This window comes from Streptomyces sp. NPDC001822 (assembly GCF_042892135.1).
Taxonomy (GTDB): Bacteria; Actinomycetota; Actinomycetes; order Streptomycetales; family Streptomycetaceae; genus Streptomyces.
In genome coordinates, this window is sequence record NZ_JBIATW010000009.1 from 173,789 (window position 1) to 194,721 (window position 20,933).

General features: G+C 73.4%; 18 protein-coding genes. 6 read left to right on the forward strand and 12 right to left on the reverse strand.

What is annotated here, in order from left to right:
* Nucleotides 1-75: 75 nt before the first annotated feature.
* Nucleotides 76-603 (reverse strand): cupin domain-containing protein, encoded by a 528-nt coding sequence (locus ACFYY2_RS22015; protein WP_388745385.1) that lies wholly within the window; start codon nt 601-603, stop codon nt 76-78.
* A gap of 40 nt (nt 604-643) precedes the next feature.
* Complete coding sequence (locus ACFYY2_RS22020; protein ID WP_388745387.1) at nt 644-1,348, reverse strand: winged helix-turn-helix transcriptional regulator; 705 nt, start codon at nt 1,346-1,348, stop codon at nt 644-646.
* An 86-nt stretch (nt 1,349-1,434) separates the two neighbouring features.
* Between ACFYY2_RS22020 and ACFYY2_RS22025 the strand changes: the two genes are divergently transcribed.
* Nucleotides 1,435-2,646: a pyridoxal phosphate-dependent aminotransferase gene (locus ACFYY2_RS22025; protein WP_388745389.1), complete on the forward strand. Its 1,212-nt coding sequence runs from the start codon at nt 1,435-1,437 to the stop codon at nt 2,644-2,646.
* On the opposite strand, the gene ACFYY2_RS22030 is transcribed toward ACFYY2_RS22025, so the two are convergent.
* A complete protein-coding gene (locus ACFYY2_RS22030; RefSeq protein WP_388745575.1) occupies nt 2,606-3,766 on the reverse strand; it encodes an RNA-guided endonuclease InsQ/TnpB family protein in 1,161 nt (386 codons plus the stop codon). The two genes, ACFYY2_RS22025 and ACFYY2_RS22030, sit on opposite strands and share 41 nt — an antisense overlap.
* 224 nt (nt 3,767-3,990) lie before the next feature.
* On the opposite strand from ACFYY2_RS22030, the gene ACFYY2_RS22035 reads away from it, so the two are divergent.
* Nucleotides 3,991-4,620, forward strand: a complete 630-nt coding sequence (locus ACFYY2_RS22035; protein ID WP_388745391.1) for a peptidase — start codon at nt 3,991-3,993, stop codon at nt 4,618-4,620.
* A gap of 94 nt (nt 4,621-4,714) precedes the next feature.
* Here ACFYY2_RS22035 and ACFYY2_RS22040 read toward each other — a convergent pair whose 3' ends face one another.
* The 3 genes from ACFYY2_RS22040 to ACFYY2_RS22050 all read right to left on the reverse strand — a co-directional run bounded on the left by ACFYY2_RS22040 (nt 4,715) and on the right by ACFYY2_RS22050 (nt 9,999).
* A complete protein-coding gene (locus ACFYY2_RS22040; protein WP_388745393.1) occupies nt 4,715-5,992 on the reverse strand; it encodes an SWIM zinc finger family protein in 1,278 nt (425 codons plus the stop codon).
* Complete coding sequence (locus ACFYY2_RS22045; protein WP_388745394.1) at nt 5,989-8,883, reverse strand: SNF2-related protein; 2,895 nt, start codon at nt 8,881-8,883, stop codon at nt 5,989-5,991. Before ACFYY2_RS22045 ends, ACFYY2_RS22040 begins: the two co-directional genes overlap by 4 nt.
* A gap of 129 nt (nt 8,884-9,012) precedes the next feature.
* The gene (locus ACFYY2_RS22050) at nt 9,013-9,999 is read right to left on the reverse strand and encodes an SPFH domain-containing protein (protein WP_388745396.1); all 987 of its coding nucleotides are present in this window, start codon (nt 9,997-9,999) and stop codon (nt 9,013-9,015) included.
* A 247-nt stretch (nt 10,000-10,246) separates the two neighbouring features.
* On the opposite strand from ACFYY2_RS22050, the gene ACFYY2_RS22055 reads away from it, so the two are divergent.
* A complete protein-coding gene (locus ACFYY2_RS22055) occupies nt 10,247-10,600 on the forward strand; it encodes a hypothetical protein (RefSeq protein WP_388745398.1) in 354 nt (117 codons plus the stop codon).
* 25 nt (nt 10,601-10,625) lie between these two features.
* On the opposite strand, the gene ACFYY2_RS22060 is transcribed toward ACFYY2_RS22055, so the two are convergent.
* Entirely contained in the window at nt 10,626-11,330 is a 705-nt protein-coding gene (locus tag ACFYY2_RS22060; RefSeq protein ID WP_388745400.1) for a class I SAM-dependent methyltransferase, read from the reverse strand.
* A 37-nt stretch (nt 11,331-11,367) separates the two neighbouring features.
* Nucleotides 11,368-12,516, reverse strand: a complete 1,149-nt coding sequence (locus ACFYY2_RS22065) for an ADP-ribosylglycohydrolase family protein (RefSeq protein WP_388745401.1) — start codon at nt 12,514-12,516, stop codon at nt 11,368-11,370.
* Nucleotides 12,517-12,598: 82 nt separating this feature from the next.
* Between ACFYY2_RS22065 and ACFYY2_RS22070 the strand changes: the two genes are divergently transcribed.
* Nucleotides 12,599-12,925, forward strand: coding sequence for a DUF6343 family protein (locus ACFYY2_RS22070; RefSeq protein ID WP_388745403.1), 327 nt, complete (start codon nt 12,599-12,601; stop codon nt 12,923-12,925).
* Between the two features lie 32 nt (nt 12,926-12,957).
* Here the strand turns inward: ACFYY2_RS22070 and ACFYY2_RS22075 are convergent, their stop codons facing one another.
* The 4 genes from ACFYY2_RS22075 to rpsA form a co-directional block, all read right to left on the reverse strand.
* On the reverse strand, nt 12,958-13,326 hold the full coding sequence (locus ACFYY2_RS22075) for a tetratricopeptide repeat protein (protein WP_327119677.1): 369 nt from the start codon (nt 13,324-13,326) through the stop codon (nt 12,958-12,960).
* A gap of 74 nt (nt 13,327-13,400) precedes the next feature.
* Nucleotides 13,401-14,003, reverse strand: a complete 603-nt coding sequence (coaE, locus tag ACFYY2_RS22080) for a dephospho-CoA kinase (protein ID WP_388745405.1) — start codon at nt 14,001-14,003, stop codon at nt 13,401-13,403.
* 156 nt (nt 14,004-14,159) lie between these two features.
* A complete protein-coding gene (locus ACFYY2_RS22085; RefSeq protein WP_388745407.1) occupies nt 14,160-15,098 on the reverse strand; it encodes a PAC2 family protein in 939 nt (312 codons plus the stop codon).
* Between the two features lie 468 nt (nt 15,099-15,566).
* Nucleotides 15,567-17,084, reverse strand: a complete 1,518-nt coding sequence (gene rpsA / locus ACFYY2_RS22090) for a 30S ribosomal protein S1 (protein ID WP_327119668.1) — start codon at nt 17,082-17,084, stop codon at nt 15,567-15,569.
* A 395-nt stretch (nt 17,085-17,479) separates the two neighbouring features.
* Between rpsA and ACFYY2_RS22095 the strand changes: the two genes are divergently transcribed.
* Nucleotides 17,480-18,304: a class I SAM-dependent methyltransferase gene (locus ACFYY2_RS22095; RefSeq protein WP_388745410.1), complete on the forward strand. Its 825-nt coding sequence runs from the start codon at nt 17,480-17,482 to the stop codon at nt 18,302-18,304.
* Nucleotides 18,305-18,381: 77 nt separating this feature from the next.
* Nucleotides 18,382-20,883 carry an ATP-dependent helicase HrpB gene (gene hrpB / locus ACFYY2_RS22100; protein ID WP_388745412.1) on the forward strand — a complete coding sequence of 834 codons (2,502 nt, stop codon included), beginning with the start codon at nt 18,382-18,384 and terminating at the stop codon, nt 20,881-20,883.
* Nucleotides 20,884-20,933 lie beyond the last annotated feature (50 nt).

A 20,933-nucleotide genomic window follows, 5' to 3' on the forward strand; every position in this document is an offset into this window, starting at 1 on the left:
CCGCCTCGTGGTGCGCGGGGACCTCGCGTCCGCCCCGCGGCGGGGCCGGGGCGGTCCGCCCCGGCCGTCAGTGGCTCAGCCGGCGGACGCGCCGCGGGCGGCAGGACAGTCCACCGCGTCCGCGTCGTCGGAGAGCGCGCTGCCCGCGGGGAGCAGGTAGGTCACCCACAGCACGACGGGCTCCGTCCCGAGGTTCTGTCCGATGTGCCGGTGGCGGGTGCCGGACGGCTCGATGAAGGACGTCCCGGCGGGTGTCACCTCGACGGAGCAGTCGTCGAGGGTCCTGGTCAGCGTCCCGGACTTGACGACGGCGATCAACTGCCCGCTGTGGGTGTGCCAGCCGGTGGACCCGCCGGGCGCCACGGTGATCTCCCTGAAGGTCACGTCGGTACGGCCCTTCGGCGTCCTGACCTCCAGCTTGGCCCGGGACGTGCCGACGGCGACGACCGTCGCGCTCACCCCGCTGCCCGGTGTGGCGACCGCGGCCGCCGGCACCAGTCCCAGCACGCCGACAACCGCACCGACGAGCAGGGCTCTGCGTCCCGCCCGCAGGTTCCTCGCACCGCTCCCGCTCTTCGCACCGATCGTCCCGCCGAACCCCATGACCGACTCCTCAGCATCCGCGCCCGTGAACGCCCACACGCTACAGCCGAGTTGGGCTCAGGCCGTCAGGCGCGCTGCCGTCGTCCGCCCGGAGTCCGTCGGCGAGGGGGCCGTCGCCGAGCACCTGCGCGGTTCCCTCCCGCACCGCTTCGGCGAGCGTGCGTTCGCCGCGCCCGATGGCCAGGGCGACGTCGGTGGTGAGCGTGATGCAGGCGTCCGGCTGCCCGGCCGGGCCGTAGCCGTACACCTCGACACCGGCCGCCCGGGCGCCCGTACGGATGTGGAACTCGCCTTCCTCCAGCCTGACTTCGACGACCCCTTCGTGGATGACGCCGTCCAGGGCGCGCAGCAGGGGCAGCGCGAACCAGTGCGCCCTGACCGCGTCGGTGGGCCGGCGTTCGGCGAGCGCGGGCGCGCCCCACCGGGCGAGCGCCGTGAGGACGGGGAGCAGCCCGCGGCCGTGCTCGGTCAGTTCGTAGACCGCCGCCGCGGCGGGAGGCGGAAGCCTGCGGCGCACGGCGAGGCCCCCCTGCTCCATGTCCTTCAGCCGGGAGGCCAGCACATCCGTGCTCACACCGGGCAGATCGGCGTGCAGATCGGTGTACCGGCGCGGGCCGGCCAGCAGTTCACGGACGATCAGCAGCGTCCACCGGTCACCGACCGAGTCGAGGGCCCGTGCGGCGGCGCAGAACTGGTCGTAGCTCCGGCGGCGGGCGGGGCGTGCGGGCTGTTGCTGACGAGGCATGAGACGCAGTCTAGACATGTTGTTGGACTTTCCAAGCCCGAGCTTGGTAAAACCAAGTATCGCAATCAGGGTTGGGGAGGCACCGCATGGAGTTCCGGCAGTCCAGCAAGCTCGACGAGGTCTGCTACGAGATCCGGGGTCCGGTCATCGAGCAGGCCAACGCCCTTGAGGAAGCCGGCCACAGCGTCCTGCGGCTCAACACCGGCAATCCGGCGCTCTTCGGTTTCGAGGCACCCGAGGAAATCGTCCAGGACATGATCCGGATGCTTCCCCGGGCGCACGGCTACACCGATTCACGCGGCATCCTGTCCGCGCGCCGCGCCGTGGCCCAGCGCTACCAGGCGATGGGGCTCGCCGACGTCGACGTGGACGACGTCTTCCTCGGCAACGGTGTGTCCGAGCTGATCTCCATGGCCGTGCAGGCGCTCCTGGAGGACGGCGACGAGATCCTGATCCCGAGCCCCGACTACCCGCTCTGGACCGCGGTCACCACTCTGGCGGGCGGCAGGGCCGTCCACTACACCTGCGACGAGGGGGCGGACTGGAACCCCGACCTCGCCGACATGGCCTCGAAGATCACCGACCGCACCCGGGCCCTGGTGATCATCAACCCGAACAACCCGACGGGCGCCGTCTACTCCCGCGAGGTCCTCGACGGGATGCTCGACCTGGCCCGCAGGCACGGCCTGATGGTCTTCGCCGACGAAATCTACGACCAGATCCTCTACGACGACGCCGAGCACCACAGCGCTGCGGTCCTGGCACCGGACCTGCTCTGCCTCACCTTCAGCGGGCTGTCCAAGACGTACCGCGTCGCCGGGTTCCGCTCGGGCTGGATGGTCGTGTCCGGGCCACAGCAGCACGCCCGGAGCTACCTGGAGGGGCTGACCACGCTCGCCTCCATGCGGCTGTGCCCCAACGCCCCCGCGCAGTACGCGATCCAGGCCGCGCTCGGTGGCCGGCAGTCCATCCGGGAACTCGTCGCCCCGGGCGGCAGGCTCCGCGAGCAGCGCGACCGGGCGTGGGAGCGTCTCAACGAGATCCCGGGGGTGTCGTGCGTGAAGCCGAGGGGCGCGCTGTACGCGTTCCCGCGCATCGACCCCGAGGTGCACCCCATCGTGGACGACGAACGCTTCGTCCTCGATCTGCTGCTGCGTGAGAAGATCCAGGTGGTGCAGGGCACCGGCTTCAACTGGCCCCGCCCGGACCATTTCCGCATTCTCACACTGCCGCACGCCGACGACCTGGACGCGGCGATCAGCCGGATCGGCCGCTTCCTGAACGGATACCGCCATTGACATCCTCCCCGCCCTGAAGGACGGGGATTCCTGGCTCACGTTGGCCGGGGACCAGCGGTCCGCCGGCTCTTACACGATCAGCACCAGCCGGGTTGAGACCAGCCCGGACCAGCATCACGCGGGCGGAGTTCTTGTCCCGGGGGGACACGGCTCCGCACGCAGTGCAGGCGTAGGTACGTTCCGAAAGGGGCAGTGCGTGCTTGGTTCTCGCTCCGCACGCCGCGCAGTCCATGGTGGTGTGCGCGGGGTTTACGAGGCGGATGTCCCGCCCGTGCTTGCGACCCATCTCGATCAGGGTCGCCTTGGTGGCGCCGATCGCGGCGTCGGCGGCCTTACGGGCCATGGTGGACTTGGCGAGGAACTTCGGGCGGAAGTCCTCGACGGCGATCACGTCATGGTCGCGGACGACGGCCTTGGCCCACTTGCGGCCGGTGTCCTGGCGCTGCCGGGCGATCTTCCTGGAGACCTTCGCGGCGGCGGTGCGGGCCTTGCGGTAGCCGGCGGTGTCGGGCCGGTTCTTCGGGGTGGCGCGGCGGGCCATTATCCGCTGGTAGCGGGTCAGCTTCGCCGCGGCGGACTTCCCGTGCTGCGGGTGGGGGAGGTCGTGGGCGTCGGAGGTGGTGGTGGCTGTCTCCCTGACGCCCCAGTCGATGCCGATCACCCGGCCGGTCGCGGGCAGCGGCTGCGTCTGGACGGCGACGACGAACGAGGCGTACCAGTGGCCGAGGCTGTCGCGGTGGACGCGAACCGATGTCGGTTCGGTGGGCAGGTCACGGGACCACACCACCGTCAGGACGATCCCGCCGGCCAGGTGCAGGCGCCGGTCCTTGAGGCGGAACCCGCGGCGGGTGTAGTTCAGCGACGGCGCGGCCTCGCGCTTGCGCTTGATCCTCGGCATTCCGGCCCGCTGCCGCATCGGCAGACCGGCCTTGATGTCGCCCAGCGCCTTGGCGCGGGACTTGGCGAAGTCCCGGATGATCTGCTGCTGAGGGACAGACGCGCCCTCACGCAGCCAGGTCATCGACTGCCGGGCCTCAGTCAGCAGCCTGTCGAGCTGCGCCGGACCGCACGTCGTCTTCTCGGCGGCGCCCCGGTTCGCGGCGTGGACCTTGCGGGACATGGCCACACACTCGTTCCACACCCACCGGCAGCGCGCCCACTCGGCCTCCAGGCCCGGCCCATCGGTCACTCAACTCCGAGATCGTCCACCGACTCGAGGGCGACCGTGCCACCGCCCGGGATCACACCGAATCGCCCTGACAGCGATTCGACTTTCCCCGCCCTGCTCCGCAGGAGTCCGATTCCTCCCCGACCTGAAGACCGGGGCACCCTCGAAGGAACCCAGTGACGACCTGCCGGACCTGTCGCACCCCCGTGCTCACGCAGTTCGCCTCGCCGGACCTGGTGGGCGCGATCGTGGAGGGCGGCCTCGACCCGGCGCAGGACCCCCGCTGGGCGGAGTCGGGCGCCTCGTCACCCGCCGAGTACGCCCGCTGGTCCCGGCATCTGTGCGGCATGACGTGCATGCGTATGGCACTGGGCCCGGACTCACCGGACCTGTTCGCGCTGCGGGACGGGGCGGTGAAGTACGACGCCTACACCGAGGACGGCGACGGCGTGATCAAGGGGCTGGTCTACGCGCCCTTCGCCCGGTACGCGTCCGAGGTGCACGGCCTCGACGCCGTCGTCCACCGCGAGCTGTCCCCCGCCGGGCTGCTCGGACTGCTGGACGAGGGCCGGAGCGTCATGGCATCGGTGCACCACGGCATCAGGCATCCGCGGACACCGGCCCCCGGGCGGGGCGGCCATCTCGTGCTGGTCACCGCCCGCGGGCCGGACGGGGACGGCGTGCACTTCCACAACCCTTCGGGGACAACGGCGAACACGCGTACGGCGACCCTTCCGCTGCCCGTCTTCGAGCGGTTCTTCGCCGGCCGCGGGGTCTCGCTGCCCGGCCGTACGGACACCTGCTGACGGCCGGTGCCGCGAACCGGCCGTGCGAGCGGCCGTCACGACGGCCGGGCGCCGTCGGGGTCGCGTCGCTCCATGCCGCCGGGGGCCGGACGACTCAGCGCCGGAGCGCGCCCAGGGCGGCGACCGGGTCCGGGTCCGGTGCGCCGCGGGGCCACCAGTCGTCCTCTCCGGGGTCCGACTCGTAGCCGTACCACCGGCCGTCGTGGCCGAAGCGGAGCTGGAGCGTGCCCGCCGCGTTGGTCAGGTGGTTGCGCCGGGGCTGGAAGCGCGGGAGGTCGGCCGCGGCGAGGGCCGGTCTGGCCCGGTCGAACGGGCCGGCCGGCGGGTCCCAGGGGGTTTCCAGCACCGCGAGCCCCTCGGCGCCGCCCTGCCGCCAGGCGGCCACCGCCCGGGCCAGGTCGGTGGTGCTGCGGCCGGTGGCGAAGGCGAGCTCGCGATACAGCGCCCTGGTCGTGGCGGTGAGCCCGGCGGTGGGCCTGGACGCGGCGATCCGCACGGCGTCCTGCCAGGTACCGAAGCCGGCGAGCGGGTCCTCCCCGGTGGTCAGGAGGGCATGGGCACGGGCGGCCGCGTCGGAGGCGAGGTGTTCCAGGCCGAGCGGGTCGCGGGCACCGGGCAGCTCCGGGTAGGCCGGCGGTTCCCCTGGATACGGCGGGACGGGCAGCGGCGGGGGAAGAGGCGGCAGGAAGCGTCCGGCCCACGCCTCACCGGCGGGGACGGAGGGCATCATGGCGGCTTCGGGACGCTCGCGGGCGGAGTGTTCGGCGTTGCGGCGGCCCAGCTCGTCGATGAGTTCGCGCTCGCCCCGGCCGCGCATCAGCAGCAGGACGAACGGATCGCTGTCCAGCAGCCGTGCCGTCTGGTAGCAGAGCGCCGCCACGTGTTTGCAGGGCCGGCCCCGGTCCGGGCACGAGCAGTCCGGGTCCAGGTCACCGGCGGTGGGCAGCAGCCGGATACCGATCCCGTCGGCCGTGTCCACCAGGGAGTGCGGCATCTCCTTGCCGAGCAGTGCGGAGATGTGCCCGGGCCTGGCCGCCACGGCGTCGAGGAAGGTGTCCCAGTCGGCCGCCGAGAACGCACGCAGGTTGAGCTCGGCCCGGTAGGGGCGGGGGCGGCTGCCGTGGACGTAGGCGATGACCCTGCCGGGGGTGACGGTGACGGCGGCGACGTGACCGCCGTCGGCGTACGCACGGCCGCGGGCGAGCCTCGCCCCGTCCATCGACAGGGACTCCAGGGCGTCGACCCAGGCCCGGCCCCACCAGCTGTCCGCGAAGGGCCCGTCGGCGGCCACGGCACGGGCGGGCACCGCCTCGAAGGTGCGCCGCAGACCGTCCGGGCCCGGACGCGCCGCCGGGCCGGCGCCGGGGCTCACGGGGTCCGCCTCAGCGACACGAGGTCGGCCAGGTCGCGGTCGCTGAGCTCGGTCAGCGCCGCCTCGCCCGAGCCGAGCACGGCGTCGGCGAGGGCCCGCTTGGACTCCAGGAGCTCGCCGATCCGGTCCTCGACGGTGCCCTCGGCGATCAGCCGGTGCACCTGCACGGGCTGGGTCTGCCCGATGCGGTACGCACGGTCGGTGGCCTGCTCCTCGACCGCCGGGTTCCACCACCGGTCGTAGTGGATGACGTGGGCGGCCCTGGTCAGGTTCAGTCCGGTGCCCGCCGCCTTGAGGGAGAGGAGGAAGACGGGGACCTCGGCGGACTGGAAGCGGTCCACCATCAGCTCCCGTTCGGCCACCGGTGTGCCGCCGTGCAGCAGCTGGGAGGGGATCGCTCGGGAGGCGAGGTGTGCGGAGAGGAGCCGCGCCATCGACACGTACTGGGTGAAGATCAGGACGGAGCCGTCCTCGGAGAGGATCGTGTCGAGCAGCTCGTCGAGCAGGGCGAGTTTGCCCGAGCGTCCGGCGAGCCGGGTGGGCTCCTCCTTCAGATACTGCGCGGGGTGGTTGCAGATCTGCTTGAGCGACCCCAGCAGTTTCATGATCAGCCCACGCCTGGCGATGCCCTCCGACTGCTCGATGAACGCCATCGTCTCGCGGACCGCCGCCTCGTACAGCGTGGCTTGTTCCCGGGTGAGGAAGACGGGGTGGTCGGTCTCCGTCTTGGGCGGCAGCTCGGGTGCGATACCGGGGTCGGACTTCTTGCGGCGCAGGAGGAAGGGGCGCACCAGCCGGGAGAGCCGGTCGACCGCTTCCTCGTTGCCCAGGCCGGCGGCCGTGCCGGTGTTCTCCACGATCCGGGCGTGCCGGGAGCGGAAGGCCTTGAGCGGGCCGAGCAGACCGGGGGTCGTCCAGTCGAGCAGGGCCCAGAGCTCGGAGAGGTTGTTCTCGACGGGGGTGCCCGTCAGGGCGACGCGAGCCGGGGCGGGGATGGTGCGCAGCGCTCTGGCCGTGGACGAGTGCGGGTTCTTGACGTGCTGCGCCTCGTCGGCGACGACGAGCCCCCAGGTGTGGCCGGCCAGCTGCTCGGCGCTCGACCGCATCGTGCCGTAGGTCGTCAGCACGAAGCCGCCGTCGGTGCCGTCGAGTGTGCGGTCGGCGCCGTGGAAACGGCGGACGGGCACGCCGGGCGCGAAGCGGTTGATCTCGCGGTGCCAGTTGCCGAGGAGGGAGGCCGGGCAGACCACCAGGGTGGGGGCGGTGTGCGCACGGTGCAGGTGGAGCGCGATGACCGTGATCGTCTTGCCCAGGCCCATGTCGTCGGCCAGGCAGCCGCCGAGGCCGAGGGACGTCATCCTGTCCAGCCAGGCGAGGCCGCGCAGCTGGTAGTCGCGGAGGGTGGCGTCGAGGCCGGGCGGGGCGGGAAGGGTCGCGTCCTCGTCGAGGATGCGTGCGCGCAGGGCGGCGAGCGCCCCGGCCGGCACCGCCTCGACCTGCCGGCCGTCGACCTCCGCGGTGCCGGTCAGTGCGACGGCCAGCGCGTCGACGGGGTCGAGGAGACCGAGCTCCCGCTTGCGTGCCTTGCGGACGAGGGCGGGGTCCACGACGACCCACTGGTCCCGCAGCCGCACCACGGGGCGGTGCGCCTCGGCCAGGGTGTCCATCTCCGCCTCGGTGAGCGGGTCGTCCCCCAGGGAGAGCTGCCAGTCGAAGGCGAAGAGCTGCTCGGCGTCGAAGAACGAGGTGCCGTCGGTGGCGGAGCCCGGCGCGGGCCGGACCACGGCCGCCGCGGTGAGCGAGCGGGCGAGCTCCCGCGGCCAGTGGAGCGCGACCCCCGCGTCCGCGAGGCGGGCTCCCGCCGGGCCGATCAGCTCGTAGAGCTCGTCCTCGGTGACGGCGAGCACGTCGGGCACGGGCTGGTCGAGCAGCCGCTCCAGTGGCGGCCAGACGCGTGCGGCGCGGCGCAGCGCGAGCACGGCGTCGATCCGCGCCCTCGGCCCGAACGGCTCCCCCGCCGCACCGGCCCACAGCGCGGCGGCGTCGGTGACGTACGTCGGATCGGCCAGGCTGTGCACCTGGGTGACGGCCGCGGCGGCGTGCCGTGCGGTGCCCGCGCCCTCCCCCGCCCCCTCCGGAGCGTCTTCGGCCGTGTCGAAGAGGTCGTAGGACGACAGGTCCAGGCGGAGCGAGATCCGCACTCCCGCGTCGAGTCCGGCGGCCACGTCGACGGCCCATGCGCGGGCGTCCGGCAGGTGCTGCGCCTCGCGGGCGGCGAAGGGCGCGCCCATGGCGTGGGCGGCGGCCGGTGTCCGCGGCAGGGTGTCCGCGACGGCGTCGAGGAACGCGCCGAGCAGCGCGCGGGGTTCGGGGACGCTCAGGGGTGCGGTCCGCATCGGGACGGCGTGCCCCTCGGGCGGCATCGCGGCGGCGACGGCTCTCAGATGGGCGACGTCCTCGGCATCACGCGGTCCCGCCCGCCACGCGTCGTGGTCGCCGGCGGTCAGGCCCGGCAGGAGCCTGCCGCGGGCCACGAGGGTGAGGGCGTGCAGCGCGGCGGCTCCCCAGGCACGGGTCGCGGGGTGGGCGACGGCCCGGTGCCGGGCACGGGCGAGCAGCGGGACCGCGTCCGCGAGGGGGAGTTCCACGGCGGGCACCGTGCGGGTGCGGGCACCCCCGTCGCCGTCGGGCACGACGACCGTGAGCTCGGTGACGGTGTACGGGGTCCCGCCCGGGGCCGGCTCCCCGAAGAGGCTCATCGGGCCGACCGTCCCGTCGGGGTCCCAGAAGGCGACCCGGCCGTCCCTGGGCAGCACGTCCGGCACGAACACGGCGGCGCACCGCAGCAGCCGGTCGGCGGTCTCGTCGTATCCCTGCCGCGCCACGTGCACCACCCCCTCCTGCCTCGGTCCGGTCGCGCTTGTCCTGTCCGGACGAGTCTAGGCGGGGGCTGTGACAGCCTTCCGCCCCGGCCGTGACCCCCACGGGCGGGGCGGGTGGGATCCACTGGCCGGCGAAGGTCAGTGGTGGGCGAGGGGTCGCGCGCCGGCCTCCCGCTCCGCGGTGGACTCCGGTTGATCCGGGGGGCCGAATTCCGGCAGCCCGTCCGCCTCCGGCCCGGCCCCGTCGAAGGCCGGCACCACGTCGGAGAGATCCGGTGCGGCGGAATCCGGCGGTGCGGCGGAATCCGGCGCCGGTCCGGTGGGCCGCGCAGCCCGGACGGCGTCCCCGGACGCCTGGGGCAGGTCCTGCTGCGCGCGCTCCAGGAAGCGGAGCAGTTCCACGGGGAAGGGCAGCACCAGCGTGGAGTTCTTCTCCGCGGCGACCGCGACCACGGTCTGCAGCAGCCTGAGCTGCAGCGCCGCGGGCTGGGTGGACATCTGCCGGGCCGCCTGGGCGAGCTTCTTCGACGCCTGCAGCTCCGCGTCGGCGTTGATGACCCGTGCGCGCCGCTCACGGTCGGCCTCGGCCTGCCGGGCCATGGAGCGCTTCATCGTCTCCGGCAGGGAGACGTCCTTGATCTCGACCCGGTCGATCTGCACGCCCCAGCCCACGGCCGGGCTGTCGATCATGAGTTCCAGCCCCTGGTTCAGCTTCTCCCGGTCCGACAGCAGGTCGTCCAGGTCGCTCTTGCCGATGATCGACCGCAGGGACGTCTGTGCCATCTGGGAGACCGCGAACCGGTAGTCCTCCACCTGGATGACCGCACTCGCGGCGTCGACCACCTTGAAGTAGATGACCGCGTCCACCCGCACCGTGACGTTGTCGCGCGTGATGCCGTCCTGGGCGGGCACGGGCATCGTGACGATCTGCATGTTGACCTTGCGGAGGCGGTCGACACCCGGGACGATCATGGTCAGTCCCGGGGGGCGCACCTCGTCGTGGAGCTGCCCGAGCCGGAGCACGACACCTCGTTCGTACTGCTTGACGATCCGCATCGCGGCCATCGCGTACAGCGCGCAGACCGACAGCACCGCCACCACCGCGATCACGAGAACCTGGACCATCACGGCCCCCTGCGTCCGGGAGCGCGTCGCGGTACTCCCGTCCGGGAATGCGCTGCCGCGCTCTTCCATCTCGCCCCTATTACCACGATATGCCCGATCTCCGCATCCTCGAACCCCTGTCCGGGTGTCACCTGCCCCGGCCGGCCGCCCACCGGATGCCGAGACCGGGCGGACCGGGCAGGGTGGCCAGCGCCAGCACGTCTCTGTGACGTACCGATGAGCCGGACGAGCAGATGAGGACCCGCCCATGTCCCTCAGCGCGACCCCCACCGTTCTCCGCCGACGTACCCGCATCGCGGTCGGCGCGGCCGTCCTCACCCTGACCGTCACGGGCTGTTCCGGCCTCGGACGCACCGCGGTCGGCCCGGTCAGCTACGTCACCGAGGGGGACGAGGTCGTCACCGTGCACAGCCCGTCGGTGAAGGGCTGCCACAAGCTCACGCCAGGCGGTGCGAGCAAGGTCGACAACCAGACCCTGATCGACATGGTCATGTACCCCACCCGCGACTGCTCCGGGCGCGGCACCGCCTATGTGGCGACGACTTTCACCGACACCAACACCCCGCGCACCCTGTGGCGCAGCTACCGCTTCATCCACTGACCGGCACCGGCCTCCCGGGGCGCGCTCAGCGCTCCCCCGGCCTGGCGAGCGCCCAGACGCCGTCCGGGGTGAGATAGCGGTCGACGACGAGGCCGGCTTCTCCCAGATACGCCTCGAACCGCTCCACGGACAGCCGCCGCGACCGGAAGGTCTGGGTCCAGCGCGCGTCCGCGAAGACGTACTCCGCGCGCACCTCGTCCACCCCGTCGCCGACGGGGTCCGCGGACAGGATCCGGATGACGCAGCCGGCCCCGGAGTCCTCCCGCTCCCGGGGCACGTCCGTGTGGTAGTCCGCGCCCTCCCGCTGCACGAGCACGACTCCGTCGTCCTTCACGTACGTACGGCAGGTCCGCAACAGCCCTTCCCGGACCCGGTGTTCGCTGCTGTGGACCAGGAAGGACCCGAGCACGACCGCGTCGAAGCGCTCCGCCCCGAGGTCCAGCGACTCGATGGGGCTCCGCACCGTGCGGGCGCCACGGACGCGTTCCAGCATCTGCGCCGACTCGTCCACCGCCGTCACGGCACAGCCGAGTGCGACCAGCGGATGCGTCACCCGGCCCGCTCCGCAGCCGAGTTCGAGCACGCTCGCCCCCGGCGGCACGGCCGATCGGATCACCTCGGGTTCCGTACCGGCGGACAGGCGGGCGTACAGCTCGACCGCGCAGCCGTCCGGGGTGATCGAGCCGGGCCCGGTCCCCGCGTGCCCCTGACGTGCCTGGTGTCCAGTCATACCGTCACAACGTCCCGGCGTTACGCGGCGTTCCCTCTCAGCACTCCGGGTAGCGGCCCTCCGGCCACGCGACCGGGTGCTCGAACTCCATGCACAGGTCGTCCGCGAGCTCCGCGATCACGGACCTTCCCTCGGTCGCCGCGAGCCACGACGCCGGCAGCTTCACGTCCCCGTGGAGTGCGCCCAGCAGGTTGCCGCAGACCGCGCCGGTGGAGTCGCTGTCGCCCGAGTGGTTGACCGAGAGCAGCAGGGCCTCGGCCACCTCGCCGGCCTCCGGCAGCGCCAGCATGCAGTACACGGCGATGGCCAGGGCCTCCTCGGCGACCCAGCCCGCGCCCAGGGTCTCGACCCGCTCGGCCGTCGGCCGGCCGCGCGCCGCCAGGCCGACCGCGGCCCGCAGCGCGGCGGTCGTCTCCTCGTGGCCGGGGTGGCGGCCCAGCAGTTCCAGGGAGCGCAGCACGGCGCCCTCCGGGGAGTCGCCCTCCAGGAGGTGGGTGACGATCGCCGCGAACGCACCCGCCGCGTACGCCCCGGTGGGGTGGCCATGGGTGATCGTCGCGCACCTCGCGGCCAGGGCGAAGCCGGTCGCGGCGTCCTCGCCCAGCAGACCGAAGGGCGCCGACCGCATCACGGTGCCGCAGCCCTTGGAGTGCGGGTTGACCGGTCCGGGCAGCGCGAGCGGCGCCTCCGGGTCCGGTGCGCGGCCGGACGCCAGCCCGGTGAGGCACGCGTTGCCGGGGGCCCGGCGCGCGTACAGCCAGGGCTGCTGCCTGAGCCACCCGTTCCGTACGCGGTTCTCGCCGCCGCGCAGCGGGGGTGACGGGTGGTTCTGGGTGTCGAGCCAGCGCAGGTAGGCGTTGCGGACGAACGGGGCCTCGGCGCCCGCGACGCCCGTGGAAGCTGCGTGGACATGGGCCCTGATCAGGCCCTCGACGGTGAAGAGGGTCATCTGGGTGTCGTCCGTGACGCGCCCGGTGACGCCGTCCTCGTCGGGGACGAGTCCGCGTACGCCCCGCTCGCCGTGCGCGCGGCGGATCCCGGCCAGCGAGAGGAATTCGACCGGGTTGCCCAGCGCGTCCCCGACCGCGCCGCCCAGCAGCGCGCCCCGGACCCCGGCCCGCCGGACGGCGGTATCAGCCCTCGATGCCGCACCCGGCGCCGCACGTCCTCGTCCCGCAGCCGCCACAGTCCGCTCCCCGCCGTCGTCGAGCCCTCATCGGTTTCCCTGCGCAGCTCCGCGGGGTCATGCTGGAGGGGAGGCGATGGCGATGCGTACCGGAAGTGAACCGTCCACTGCGCGCAGCCCCCTGCGGATGCGGCTCTGGCTGAGTCTATGGGGCATGCTCTGGGCCGCGTTCGGCCTGGCGGCCTTCCTGGCCGTCGACCGCGCCGGCTGGGCGACCGCCTGCGGCGTGCTGCTGGTGGTCACGGTCACCGACTTCTGCCTCGTGGTCCGCCACATGCGGCAGGGCGCGCGCTTCCAGCCCGGCAGGGACGTCCCTCCGTACGTCCCCGACCCGGTCGGCCGGAGCCGCCACGGCCGGGGGAGCCCGCCCCGTCGGGTGAGCGCGGGAGGCCCCGGCCGGCAACCGTGAGCGGGCCGCCGGACCACGCGTCGCGGTGGCTGTCAGGGCCTGTCGTCGAAGCGCGCGGCCTGGAGGTACTCCGGCTTCGGGTCGAGCGCCGCGGCCAGCCGGAAGTGGCGCATGGCCTGCTCCGGGCGGCCCGCCCGCTGGAAGGTCCGGGCCAAGGCGAAGTGCGCGAAGGCGTTGTCGGGTTCGCGCTCCAGGACGAGCTCGAATTCGAGCTCGGCCGGACGCAGTTGAGCGGCGGCGAAGAAGGCCCGGGCTCGCAGCAGCCTTGCCGCCGTGTTCTCCGGGTGGGCGGCGATCACGGAGTCGAGCAGTTTCACCGCACCCCGGGGGTCCCGTGCGGCGAGCAGCTGCTCCGCCGCGCGGAAGTCGATGACATGTGTTTCCGGGTTGCTCTCGGGCACGGTCCTATCCTTCCCCTCGCGTTCCGCTTCTCAACATCCGGTCGCGGGCCGGTATTCCGGGCCGGGTCGTGGGGTCAGGTGGCGGCGGCCCTCGTGGTGAGCTCCGACCAGAGCGTGCGGACCTGCGGTTCGAGCTCGTCGAGCGGGCCGTCGTTGTCGACGACGAGATCGGCGACGGCCAGCCGCTCCTCCCGGGTGGCCTGCGCGGCCATCCTGGCCCGCGCGTCCGACTCCGTCATGCTGCGCAGCGTGACGAGCCGGTGGAGCTGCGTCGCGGGACTCGCGTCTACGACCACCACGAGGTCGTAGAGCGGGGCCAGGCCGTTCTCGGTGAGCAGCGGCACGTCGTGGACGACGACGGCGCCGGCCGCCGCGGCCCGTTCCAGCTCGGCGGACCGGGCCCCGACCAGGGGGTGCACGATGCCGTTGAGCGTGGCCAGGCGGCCGGAATCGGAGAACACGATCGCGCCGAGCGCGGGACGGTCGAGCGAGCCGTCGGGCCTGAGGATGTCCGCCCCGAAGGCCTCGACGACGGCCGTGAGCCCCGGGGTGCCGGGTTCGACGACCTCGCGCGCGATCCGGTCGGCGTCGATCACCACGGCCCCCAGATGTGCGAGCAGCCGTGACACTTCGCTCTTGCCGGCGCCGATCCCGCCGGTCAGGCCCACTTTCAGCATGCGCCGAGCATAGGGGCTGTCCTCCATCGCTCCGCCGGGACACCCCCTGGTCTCCCGGCCGGGGAGCGGAGCGGGGGCGTCGGTGACGGCCGTCCCGTCACCGGGAGGCGGGGGTGGCGCGGCGGGCGTGACCCGCCGCCGGCCGAACGCCCGGGCTCAGGAATCACCCTCGCGTTCGGCGAGGAAACGCTCGAATTCGAGACCGATCTCGTCCGCCGACGGAAGGTCGACCGGCTCCGCCACCAGGTTGCCGCGGCTCTCGGAACCCGCCACCGCGTCGTACTGGTGCTCCAGCCCCTCGACGAGCGAGACGAGCTCCTCGTCGCCCTGGCCGATCTGCCGCTCGATCTCGGTCTGGGTGCGGTGCGCCTCGGTGCGCAGCGCGTGTGCGATGGCCGGCAGCACGAGGCCCGTCGCGGCGGTGATCGCCTCCAGGACGGTCAGCGCGGCATCGGGGTAGGCGGACCGGGCCACGTAGTGCGGGACGTGGGCGGCCACACCGAGGACGTCGTGCCCGGCCTCCATCAGCCGGTACTCGACGAGCGCCTCGGCCGAGCCCGGTACCTGCGCCTCGTCGAAGGGGCTGCGGTGCCCGGGCATCAGGTCGGTGCGGTTGCCGTGCGGGGTGACACCGACCGGGCGGGTGTGCGGGACGCCCATCGGGATGCCGTGGAAGTTGACCGCGAGGCGCACTCCGAGCCGCTCGACGATCTGTTCCACCGCGGCGGCGAACCTCTCCCACTCCACGTCGGGCTCGGGCCCGGACAGCAGCAGGAACGGGGCGCCGGTGGCGTCCTGCACGACCCGGACGTCCAGCGTGGGCGCCTCGAACGCGGTCCACCTGTCGCGCTTGAACGTGAGCAACGGGCGGCGTGCCCGGTAGTCGACGAGCCGGTCGTGATCGAAGCGGGCCACGACCTGGTGCGGCAGCGTCTCGAGCAGGCCGTCGACGATCTGCTCGCCGGTCTCACCCGCGTCGATGTATCCGTCGAAGTGGTAGAGCATGACCAGACCGGCCGACTCCTGGGCGAGCGCCATGTCGACGACGGCCAGGCCCTTCGGCTCCCATTCGTACAAACTCTGCGGTTCAGGCACGGTTACCGCTCCTCCTTGTGTTCCCCGACAAGAACACCCCGCCTGGCCACGGCATTCCCGCCCTGACGTCATTCACACGCGGGTCGCGCGACGACGGGGCTGTGCGAGACGGGTGTACGGCCCGGTGGCGGCGGGCGGGGCGCAGGAGACGTGTCCGGCCCGCCGGGTGCCCGCCCGGCAGGCCTGCCCGCCGGCGAAGTCCGCGCGCGAGCAGGCGTGTTGGGTGGACCCGAAGCGGCCCGTCGCCGGAACCGCGCGGCCCACCGGCGGAGTTGTGCCACCGGGCGTGCGCCCTGTGCGCGGCGCGGGCGGCGTCCTCACGGGTGCCGCAGCGCCTTTACGGGGGCCGCGGAACTCGTCGTCCTCCCCCGCCGACCCGGAAACGAGTGAGGCCCGCCCCCCGAAGGGGACGGGCCTCACCTACAGCTCTACAGCTACCGCAGCCGATGAGCGGTCGGGGTCAGAGCGTCAGCTCTGGCCGCCGGCCAGCTTCTCGCGCAGCGCGGCCAGGGCCTCGTCCGACGCCAGGGCGCCGGAGTTGTCCGCGGACTCCGAGGAGTACGAGCCGCCGCCGCCACCGCTGCCGCCGGAGGCGGCCGGGGCAGCGCCGGCCGGGGCTGCAGCGCCCTCGGCCGCAGCGGCCTCGTCGGCCTCGCGGGACTTGATGACCTGGGCCTGGTGCTGCTCGAAGCGCTGCTGCGCCTCGGCGTACTGCGTCTCCCAGACCTCACGCTGCGACTCGAAGCCCTCGAGCCAGTCGTTGGTCTCGGGGTCGAAGCCCTCGGGGTAGATGTAGTTGCCCTGGTCGTCGTAGGACGCGGCCATGCCGTACAGGGTCGGGTCGAACTCGACCGAGGCCGGGTCCCCACCGAAGGCCTCGTTGGCCTGCTTCAGCGAGAGGCTGATGCGACGGCGCTCGAGGTCGATGTCGATGACCTTGACGAAGATCTCGTCGTTGACCTGGACGACCTGCTCCGGGATCTCCACGTGGCGCTCGGCCAGCTCGGAGATGTGGACCAGACCCTCGATGCCCTCGTCGACGCGCACGAACGCACCGAACGGAACGAGCTTGGTGACCTTACCGGGAACGACCTGCCCGATCTGGTGCGTGCGGGCGAACTGCTGCCACGGGTCTTCCTGCGTCGCCTTGAGCGACAGCGAGACGCGCTCGCGGTCCATGTCGACGTCGAGGACCTCGACGGTGACCTCCTGGCCGACCTCGACGACCTCGGAGGGGTGGTCGATGTGCTTCCAGGACAGCTCGGAGACGTGCACGAGACCGTCGACGCCACCCAGGTCCACGAAGGCACCGAAGTTGACGATCGAGGAGACGACGCCGGAGCGGACCTGACCCTTCTGGAGGGTCGTGAGGAACGTCTGGCGGACCTCGGACTGGGTCTGCTCGAGCCAGGCACGGCGGGACAGGACCACGTTGTTGCGGTTCTTGTCCAGCTCGATGATCTTGGCCTCGAGCTCCTTGCCCACGTAGGGCTGGAGGTCGCGGACGCGACGCATCTCGACGAGCGACGCCGGGAGGAAGCCACGGAGGCCGATGTCGAGGATGAGACCACCCTTGACGACCTCGATGACGGTACCGGTGACGATGCCGTCTTCTTCCTTGATCTTCTCGATGGTGCCCCAGGCACGCTCGTACTGAGCGCGCTTCTTCGAGAGGATCAGGCGGCCTTCCTTGTCCTCCTTCTGGAGAACCAGGGCCTCGATCTCGTCGCCGACCTTGACGACCTCGTTCGGGTCGACGTCGTGCTTGATCGAGAGCTCGCGGCTCGGGATGACGCCTTCGGTCTTGTAACCGATGTCGAGGAGGACCTCGTCCCGGTCAACCTTGACGATGACGCCGTCAACGATGTCGCCGTCGTTGAAGTACTTGATCGTCTCGTCGATCGCCGCGAGGAACGCGTCCGCGTCGCCGATGTCGTTGACCGCAACCTGCGGAGTGGTGGCGGTGGTCTCGGTGCTGCTCGTCATGTGGGAAAGGGCTCCGGTACGGACAGTGAGTCGTAGGTACTGCTACGCCGAAAGCCCGTATCGCCTCTGCGGAAGCCGGACAGCCGGGAAAGCACCTGCCCGTTTCCGGAAAGGCGCCTCGACAACCGAGGGGACAGCAACAGACGCGAGCGCGGCCTGCTAGGTCTGAGGCGCGCAGGCTCGCAGCGCAACTTGTAGCATACGGGGGCAGCCGGACAGGGTCAATGCGCGAAGGCGCACACCCGGGGCAGAACGCCCCATTCCCGGCACAACTCACGTTCACCGAGGCCACATCGGCCGCGGAGAAGTGTCGCGCGCACGCGGGCGTACTCACCCGTACGGTCCGTGGAGGCACCGCGCGCAGCGGGTGAAGGCAAACTACAACGACGGGCACGATGAGCCAAGACATCCACGGGTCCGAACCCGAAGCAACCCGCCGGGAGGCCGGCGGGGCCGAGAGCAGCCGGGCGAACCGCGGCTGGTGGGACCGCAACGCCGACGAGTACCAGAGCGACCACGGGGCCTTCCTCGGCGACGACCGCTTCGTCTGGGGCCCGGAGGGCCTGGACGAGGCCGAGGCCGCGCTGCTGGGGCCCGCAGCCGCCCTGAAGGGGCTCGACGTCCTGGAGATCGGCGCGGGGGCGGCCCAGTGCTCCCGCTGGCTCGCCGCGCAGGGGGCCAGGCCGGTGGCCCTGGACCTCTCCCACCGGCAGCTCCAGCACGCCCTCCGCATCGGCGGCGACGTCCCCCTGGTGGAGGCCGACGCGGGCCGGCTCCCCTTCCGCGACGGCTCCTTCGACCTGGCCTGCTCCGCCTACGGCGCGGTGCCCTTCGTCGCCGATCCGGTGCAGGTGTTCCGGGAGGTGCACCGGGTGCTGCGGCCCGGCGGGCGCTGGGTCTTCTCCGTCACCCACCCGATCCGCTGGGCTTTCCCCGACGAACCGGGGCCCGAGGGCCTCTCCGTCGCGGCCTCCTACTTCGACCGGGTGCCGTACGTCGAGCAGGACGAGGCGGGTGACGCCGTGTACGTGGAGCACCACAGGACGCTCGGCGACCGCGTGCGGGACGTGGTGGCGGGCGGTTTCCGCCTGCTCGACCTGGTGGAGCCGGAGTGGCCCGCCTGGAACCACCAGGAGTGGGGCGGCTGGTCCCCGCTGCGCGGCAGCCTGATCCCCGGGACCGCGATCTTCGTCTGCGAGCGGGACGGGCGGGCCGGCTGAGGCATCCGCAGGCGCCGGCGGACCCGCCTGCGGCACCGGCCGCCGGCCTCGCGGGCACGGCGTACGAGACTGGGGGCGTGATCCGTAGCGACGCCCTGGACCGGCTGCCCGTCCGCACCGCTGTGCCCGCGCTGGAACTGGCGCTCGACGAGCACGGTTCCGCGGTGCTCTGCGCCCCGCCGGGGACCGGCAAGACGACCCTCGTGCCCCTGGTGCTCGCCGGCCTGACCGGGGACGGACCCGCCCGCCGTGTGCTCGTCGCCGAACCGCGCCGGATCGCGGCCCGGGCGGCGGCGCGGCGGATGGCGTGGCTGCTCGGCGAGCAGCCCGGCGGCCGGGTCGGGTTCACGGTGCGCGGGGAGCGGGTGGTGGGGCCCGGGACCGTGGTGGAGGTCGTGACCACGGGTGTGCTGCTCCAGCGCCTGCAGCGCGACCAGGAGCTGGCCGGCACCGATGTGGTGGTCATCGACGAGTGCCACGAACGCCACCTGGACGCGGACACGGCCGCGGCCTTCCTCCTCGACGTACGCGGGACGATCAGGCCGGAGCTCCGGCTGGTCGCGGCGTCGGCGACCACGGACGCGGAGGGCTGGGCACGGCTGCTGGGCGACGCCCCGGTCGTGGAGGCGCAGGGGGTGGCCCATCCGGTGGAGGTGGTGTGGGCGCCGCCGTCCGCGCCGGTGCGGCCGCCGCACGGGATGAGGACCGACCCGGCCCTGCTGACGCATGTGGCCGCCGTGGTGCGCCGCGCCCTCGCCGAGCGGGACGGCGACGTGCTGTGCTTCCTGCCCGGCGTCGGGGAGATCGCCCGCGTCGCCGGGATGCTCGCCGGGGCGGGGGCCGAGATCCTCCAGGTGCACGGCCGCGCCCCGGCGGCGGTGCAGGACGCCGTGCTCGCGGGGTCGTCGGGCGGGCGCCGGGTGGTCCTGGCCACGTCCGTAGCCGAGTCGTCCCTGACGGTGCCCGGGGTGCGGGTCGTCGTGGACGCGGGGCTGGCCAGGGAGCCGCGCACCGACCACGCGCGGGGGCTGAGCGCGCTGACGACCGTACGGGCGTCACGGGCCGCAGGCCGCCAGCGCGCGGGCCGCGCGGGGCGTGAGGCCCCGGGCACGGTGTACCGCTGCTGGGACGCGGCGGAGGACGGGAGGCTGGCCGCCTACCCCTCCCCCGAGATCAAGGTGGCCGACCTGGCGGCGTTCGCGCTGCAGGCGGCGTGCTGGGGCGACCCGGACGCCTCCGGGCTCGCGCTCCTGGACGCCCCGCCCGCCGGGGCGATGGGCGCGGCGCGCGAGGTGCTGAGTGCGGTCGGCGCGGTGGACTCCGCGGGCCGGGCGACGGACCGGGGCGTACGGATGTCCCGGCTCGGTCTGCACCCCCGGCTGGCCCGCGCCCTCCTGGACGGCACGCGGGAGGTGGGCGCGCGCCGGGCGGCGGAGGTCGTGGCCCTGCTGAGCGAGGAGCCTCCGCGCGAGTACGGCGACGACCTGGCACACGCGTTGCGCACGGCGCGGCGGGGCGGGGACGCGTACGCCGCGCGGTGGCGGCAGGAGGTGCGGCGGCTGTCGCGGTCCTCCGGCCCGGGGAAGGACGACGCGAGCGGTACGGACGACGCCGCGGCGGGTCTGGTCGCGGCGCTGGCGTTCCCGGAGCGCGTGGCGCGCGCCCGGGGCGACGGGGCCTTCCTGATGGCGTCGGGGACGGGCGCCGAGCCGGGTACCGGCTCGCGGCTGCGCAGCGCCCCGTGGCTGGCCGTCGCGGTCGCCGACCGGCCGGCCCACGCGGCCTCCGCGAGGGTGCGCATGGCGGCCGTCATCGACGAGGACACGGCCCGGCTGGCGGCCGGGCACCTGCGGTTCTCCGGCGAGGAGGTCCGCTGGGCGGACGGCGACGTCGTGGCGCGGTCCGTGGAACGCCTGGGCGCGATCGACCTGTCGGTGCGCTCCCTGCGCCGGCCGGCGCCGGAGCTGGTGCGCGGGGCGCTGCTGGCGGGCCTGCGCCGCGAGGGCCCCGGGCTCCTGCGGTGGAGCAGGGACGCCGAACAGCTGCGGTTGCGGCTCGCGTTCCTGCACCGCGTGCTCGGCGCGCCGTGGCCCGACGTGTCCGGCGAGGCGCTGCTCGCGCGTGCCGACGAGTGGCTGGAGCCGGAGCTGTCGCGGGCCGGGCGCCGCGCGGATCTGGGGCGGATCGACGCGGGGCAGGCGCTGCGCAGGCTCCTGCCGTGGTCGACGGGGGACGCGGCCCGGCTCGACGAACTCGCCCCGGAGCGGATCGAGGTGCCGAGCGGCTCCAGGATCCGTCTCGACTACGCCGGTGAGCAGCCCGTGCTCGCGGTGAAGCTCCAGGAGCTCTTCGGGCTGCGGGAGACGCCCCGGGTCTCCGGGGTGCCCCTCCTGGTCCACCTGCTGTCGCCCGCGGGCCGGCCCGCCGCGGTGACGGCGGACCTGGCGTCGTTCTGGCGGGAGGGGTACCGGAGCGTGCGGGCGGAGCTGCGGGGCCGCTACCCGAAGCACCCGTGGCCGGAGGACCCGGCGACGACGGAGGCGACCCGCTTCACCTCGGCGCGGCTGCGCCGGGAGTAGGCGGCACAGGATGCCGCCGGGCCCCGGTGCGGCCCGCCCCGGGGGCGTAC

Excerpts from the sequence above, each read along its gene's own strand:
- ACFYY2_RS22050 (WP_388745396.1), bottom strand. The coding sequence starts at position 9,999 with ATGGTCCAGGTTCTCGTGATCGCGGTGGTGGCGGTGCTGTCGGTCTGC.
- rpsA (WP_327119668.1), bottom strand. The coding sequence starts at position 17,084 with ATGACGAGCAGCACCGAGACCACCGCCACCACTCCGCAGGTTGCGGTC.
- ACFYY2_RS22020 (WP_388745387.1), bottom strand. The coding sequence starts at position 1,348 with ATGCCTCGTCAGCAACAGCCCGCACGCCCCGCCCGCCGCCGGAGCTAC.
- ACFYY2_RS22015 (WP_388745385.1), bottom strand. The coding sequence starts at position 603 with ATGGGGTTCGGCGGGACGATCGGTGCGAAGAGCGGGAGCGGTGCGAGG.
- ACFYY2_RS22025 (WP_388745389.1), top strand. The coding sequence starts at position 1,435 with ATGGAGTTCCGGCAGTCCAGCAAGCTCGACGAGGTCTGCTACGAGATC.
- ACFYY2_RS22070 (WP_388745403.1), top strand. The coding sequence starts at position 12,599 with ATGCGTACCGGAAGTGAACCGTCCACTGCGCGCAGCCCCCTGCGGATG.
- coaE (WP_388745405.1), bottom strand. The coding sequence starts at position 14,003 with ATGCTGAAAGTGGGCCTGACCGGCGGGATCGGCGCCGGCAAGAGCGAA.
- ACFYY2_RS22055 (WP_388745398.1), top strand. The coding sequence starts at position 10,247 with ATGTCCCTCAGCGCGACCCCCACCGTTCTCCGCCGACGTACCCGCATC.
- ACFYY2_RS22030 (WP_388745575.1), bottom strand. The coding sequence starts at position 3,766 with ATGTCCCGCAAGGTCCACGCCGCGAACCGGGGCGCCGCCGAGAAGACG.
- ACFYY2_RS22095 (WP_388745410.1), top strand. The coding sequence starts at position 17,480 with ATGAGCCAAGACATCCACGGGTCCGAACCCGAAGCAACCCGCCGGGAG.
- ACFYY2_RS22060 (WP_388745400.1), bottom strand. The coding sequence starts at position 11,330 with ATGACTGGACACCAGGCACGTCAGGGGCACGCGGGGACCGGGCCCGGC.